This is a genomic window from Kitasatospora sp. NPDC059088, assembly GCF_042738155.1.
Lineage (GTDB): Bacteria > Actinomycetota > Actinomycetes > Streptomycetales > Streptomycetaceae > Kitasatospora.
Map to the genome: position 1 here is coordinate 1 of NZ_JBHYGR010000250.1, position 5,145 is coordinate 5,145.

Annotated in this window: 4 protein-coding genes; all 4 read right to left on the reverse strand. The window is 73.3% G+C overall.

Translation table 11 applies throughout. The features are described from left to right. Window positions 1–125: 125 nt before the first annotated feature. Window positions 126–950: a DUF3159 domain-containing protein gene (locus ACFWXO_RS44750; RefSeq protein ID WP_380532861.1), complete on the reverse strand. Its 825-nt coding sequence runs from the start codon at window positions 948–950 to the stop codon at window positions 126–128. A gap of 2 nt (window positions 951–952) precedes the next feature. Then, the gene (locus ACFWXO_RS44755) at window positions 953–1,360 is read right to left on the reverse strand and encodes an OB-fold nucleic acid binding domain-containing protein (protein WP_360245819.1); all 408 of its coding nucleotides are present in this window, start codon (window positions 1,358–1,360) and stop codon (window positions 953–955) included. Between the two features lie 97 nt (window positions 1,361–1,457). Beyond that, window positions 1,458–2,138: a response regulator gene (locus ACFWXO_RS44760; protein WP_033351413.1), complete on the reverse strand. Its 681-nt coding sequence runs from the start codon at window positions 2,136–2,138 to the stop codon at window positions 1,458–1,460. A gap of 79 nt (window positions 2,139–2,217) precedes the next feature. After that, on the reverse strand, window positions 2,218–4,818 hold the full coding sequence (locus ACFWXO_RS44765; protein ID WP_380532863.1) for an ATP-binding protein: 2,601 nt from the start codon (window positions 4,816–4,818) through the stop codon (window positions 2,218–2,220). Window positions 4,819–5,145 lie beyond the last annotated feature (327 nt).

Here is a 5,145-nt window from a genome sequence, read left to right on the forward strand (position 1 = left end):
GCCCCCGCCCCCCCCCCGGCGCCCCCCCCCCCCCGGGGGGGGGGGCGCCCCCCCCGCGCCCGTACGGTGCGCAGCTGCGCCGTGCAGTGCGGTGCGTTCGCCGTGCGGGCGACCGGCGGGAGCGGCTACTTGGCCGACTCCTCCTCCTCGTCGTCGACCGGCGCCTTGATCGGCGGCGGCGCCTTGAGCAGGATCTGCCAGGTGACGTACATCGCCAGCAGCAGCGGCGGGATGCCGAGGGCGACCTTCAACCAGCCGAGCAGGTTGACGTTGTGGGTGAAGTACAGCGGGAAGAGGATCACCGGCTTGAGGCCCATGATCACCACCCAGGCCCAGGTCGCCTTGGTGTAGGCGGCGAGCCGGCCCGGGTTCTCCTTGCGCCAGGTGAACATCTCGCCGGTGATCGGGCCGAGCATCACCCCGATCATCGGCCAGCGCACCACGGCGGAGACCGCGAGGGCGGTGCAGTAGCCGACGCTCCAGAGCAGGCCGGGCAGGTAGAAGTCCTCGGCCTTGCCGCTCTTCATCGCGATCCAGGCGCCGAGGGCGACGCCGAACACGCCGCTGAAGGCGTGCTGGATGGTCTCCCGCCGGGCCAGCCGCGCCACCACGAACAGGGCGCTGAGCCCGAGCGCGGCCCAGGCGGCGGCGCTGACCTGGTGGGTGAGGTTGTAGGTGACGATGAAGACCAGGCCGGGCAGCGTCATGTCGATCATGCCGCGCACGCCGCCGAAGGCCTGCAGGATCGTGTCGGCGGCCTCCTTGGAGGCGGCCTTGCGGGCGGCCTCGGCGGCCGCCGGGTCGAGGGGCCGCTCGGCGGCCGGCGCGGTGCCTTCGATCGACTTGGCCAGTCCGTCCGCGGCCTCGGCGGCGGCGTCCTGCCAGGCCGCCACGTCGGCGGCGTCCAGGTCGATCCGGGCAGTGGCGTCTCCGCCGGGGTGGTTGCTCACGCTCATTCGCTCCCGTGTCCGACCGGACGCAGTTCGTAGCGGGGGTTGAACAGCACGCGGCGCCCGCGTGCGTGACTGATCCGGCCGCTGGCGACGAGCCGACGGCCCGGTTCTATGCCCGCGATCGAGCGACGCCCCAGCCAGACGACCTCCAACGCCTCGGTGCCGTCGAAGAGCTCGGCCTCCAGGGCCGGCACCCCGGCCCGCGGGCGGAGCGTCACCGTGCGCAGCGTGCCCGCGACGGTGACCAGCTGCCGGTCGGCGCAGCCGGCGATCGGCGTGCAGCCGGACTCGGCGGCGATCTCCTGGCGCAGGTCCTCGGCGTCCAGTTCCTCGGCCGAGGTGGTCAGCCGACTGAGCATGCGGCGGAACCGCCCCGGCGGCTGGCCACTGCTGTTGTCACCACTCATGTCGGCAGGGTACCGGTTTCGGTGCCCCCGGCGGCAGGCGTCGCCCCCGCCGGGAGGCTGCCGAGGGGCTGCCGAGGGGCCGCCGGGGAGCCGCCGGTCAGCTCTCGAAGCGGTAGCCCATGCCCGGTTCGGTGATGAAGTGGCGCGGGTGCGAAGGGTCGCGTTCCAGCTTGCGGCGCAGCTGGGCGAGGTAGACCCGCAGGTAGTTGGTCTCGGTGCGGTAGGCCGGGCCCCACACCTCCTGGAGCAGCTGGGTCTGGCTGACCAGCCGCCCGGCGTTGCGGACCAGGACCTCCAGGAGGTGCCATTCGGTGGGCGTGAGGCGTACGTCGGTGCCGTCCCGGTTGACCTTCTTGGCGGCGAGGTCGACGGTGAAGCTCTCGGTGACGACCAGCGAGTCGTCCTCCCCGGCGACCGGCTCGGCCCGGCGCACGGCGGCCCGCATCCGGGCGAGCAGTTCGTCCATCCCGAAGGGCTTGGTCACGTAGTCGTCGGCGCCGGCGTCCAGGGCCTCGACCTTCTCGTCGGAGGCGTGCCGGGCCGACAGCACGATGATCGGCACCCGGGTCCAGCCGCGCAGGCCGCGGATCACCTCGACGCCGTCCATGTCGGGCAGGCCCAGGTCGAGGACGACGACGTCGGGATGGCGGGCGGCGGCGAGTTCCAGCGCGCTCGCCCCGTCATGGGCCGCGTCGACCTCGTACTTGCGGGCCTTGAGGTTGATCACCAGTGCGCGGACGATCTGCGGTTCGTCGTCCACGACGAGGACCCGGGTCATTTACGGACTCCGCCTTTCGGGCTGTCGGATCTTACGGACTGTTGTCTCGGCTGTGCGTGCGGCGCGGTTCCGCCGGGTCTCAGGTGATCAGTTCGGAGAGCGGGTCGTGGCCCTCGCCGCCCGGCGTGTCCGGGCCGGGCCGCTCCGGCGGCCGTTCCGCGGCGGGCAGGCTGACGACCATGGTGAGGCCGCCGCCGGGGGTGTCCTCGGCGGTGACGGTACCGTCCATGGCCTCGACGAACCCGCGCGCCACCGCGAGGCCGAGGCCGACCCCGGCGCCGCGCGGCGCGTCCCCGTAGCGCTGGAAGGGGGCGAAGATCCGCTCCTTGGCGTCCTCGGGGACGCCCGGTCCGCGGTCCACGATCCGCAGCTCGACCCGGCCCGGCCGGCCCGGCGGTTGCAGGGCGTCGGCCTTGACCAGCACCTTGACGCCCTCCGGGCTGTACTTGACGGCGTTCTCGACCAGGTTGGCCAGCGAGCGCTCCAGCAGTCCGCCGTCGGCACGGATCATCGGCAGCGTCTCCGGCACGTCCAGGCGCACCGACTCCGGCGGGACTCCGCCGAGCGCGTAGGGCACCACCTCGTCCAGGTCGGTCTCCTGGATCAGCGGGGTGACGGTGCCGGTCTGGAGCCGGCTCATGTCCAGCAGGTTGTTGATCAGGTGGTCGAGGCGGTCGGCCCCGGCCTCGATGCCGGCCAGCAGTTCGGCCTCGTCCTCCGGGTCCCACTGCACGTCGGCCGAGCGCAGCGAGGTCACCGAGGCCTTGATGCCCGCCAGCGGGGTGCGCAGGTCGTGCGAGACGGCGGCCAGCAGGGCGGTGCGGATCCGGTTGCCCTCGGCCTCGCGGCGGGCCGCGGCGGCCTCCCTGGCCAGCCGGCGGCGCTCCAGCACCACGGCGGCCTGGGCGGCGAACGCGCCCAGCAGGCGGCGGTCGGTCCCGGGCAGCACCCGGCCGCGCAGCACCAGGGCCAGGCTCTCCCCGACCGGGACGTCGACGTCGGCCTCCTCGGGGCGCCCGGGCGGGCGCGGCCCTGCGGTGGCGACCGGCACCCAGCCGCCGGTCGGCTCCGGGCGCTCCAGCAGCGCGGCGCTCTCCTGCCCGAAGGTCTCCCGGACCTGCTCCATCAGCGCGGTCAGCACGCCGTCCCCGTTGGGGGCGCCGCGCAGCACCGTGCCGGCCAGCGCGCTGAGCGTCTGCGCCTCGGCCTGGGCGCGGGCCGCCTGGTGGGTGCGCCGGGCCGCCAGGTCCACCACGGAGGCGACCGAGCAGCCGACGATGGTGAATATCGCCACCGCCATGATGTTCTGCGGCTCGTTGATCGAGAAGGTGTGCAGCGGCGGGGTGAAGTAGAAGTTCAGTACCGAGGAGCCGACCAGCGCCGAGCCGATGGACGGCAGCAGCCCGCCGACCAGCGCCGCGCACACCGTCAGCGACAGGAACAGCAGCATGTCGGTGGACAGGCCCAGCCCGCCGATGGTGGTCAGTACCAGCGCCAGCACCGGCGGGCCGACCAGCCCGACCAGCCAGCCGGCGACGGTCCTGGTCCGGCCCAGGTCGGTGACCCGCCGCACGGGTATCTTGTTGCGCCGCCCGTGCCCGGCGTGCTCGTGGGTGACCATGTGGACGTCGATGTCCCCGGCCTTCTGGGTGACCAGGGTGCCGACGCCGGGCCCGTACAGGTACTGCCAGCCGGGGCGGCGGCTGGTGCCCAGCACGATCTGGGTGGCGTTCACCCCCCGGGCGAAGTCCAGCAGCCCCCCGGCCGGGTCGTCGCCGAGCACGTTGTGGAAGGAGCCGCCGAGGCTCTCCACCAGCGCGCGCTGCTCGATCAACGTCTGCGGGGAGCCGGTGCCGGCCAGCCCGTCGGACCGGGAGATGTGGACGGCCAGCAGCTCGCCGCCGGAGACCCGGGCCGCGATCCGGGCGGCCCGGCGGATCAGCGTCGCCCCCTCGGGACCGCCGGTCAGGCCGACCACGATCCGCTCCCGGGCCTGCCAGGTGCCGACGATCCCCTGCTCGGCGCGGTACTTCTGCAGGTACTCGTCGACCCGGTCCGCGGTCCACAGCAGCGCCAGCTCGCGCAGCGCGGTCAGGTTGCCCGGCCGGAAGTAGTTGGCGAGCGCGGCGTCGATCTTCTCCGGCATGTAGACGTTGCCGTGCGCCAGCCGCCGCCGCAGCGCCTGCGGGGACATGTCCACCAGCTCGATCTGGTCCGCCCGGCGGACCACCTCGTCCGGGACGGTCTCGCGCTGGCGCACCCCGGTGATGCCCTCGACGGCGTCGCCGAGCGACTCCAGGTGCTGGACGTTCACGGTGGAGATCACGTCGATCCCGGCCGCGAGCAGCTCCTCGACGTCCTGCCAGCGCTTCTCGTTGCGGCAGCCGGGCACGTTGGTGTGGGCCAGCTCGTCCACCAGCGCCACCTCCGGGCGGCGGGCCAGCACGGCGTCCAGGTCCATCTCGGAGAACCGGGCGCCCCGGTGCACCACCTGCTGCCGGAGCACGACCTCCAGCCCGGCCACCAGGTCCGCGGTCCGTCGCCGGCCGTGGTCCTCCACGAACGCCACCACGACGTCCGTGCCACGCTCCTGCCGCCGGTGTGCCTCGGCGAGCATGGCGTACGTCTTGCCGACCCCGGGGGCCGCCCCGAGGTAGATGCGCAGCCTGCCTCGTCCCATGAGCACCATTCTTGATCCGGCTCTGCCCGGGAGCCACCCCCGGACACCTGTTCCCCCTGCCTTCGAGACTACGGCGTGGGCGGCGGTATTCCGCTGATCAGTCCACTGATCATGCGGTTTTAGCGGCATATTGACGGAGGAGCAGCCACTCGGCGGGGGTCGGTCGAGGGTCTCCCGGGGCAGCCCCGTCCGCTTTCCGCCGGTTGTCCCGGAAATGCGAAAAGGGCCCCCCCCGCACCCCGGGGGGGCGGGTGGGTATATTTATTATGGGCGGGGGAGAACAGCCCCACCGAGCCCCCACGCGCTACAAACGCGGAGTGTATCTGT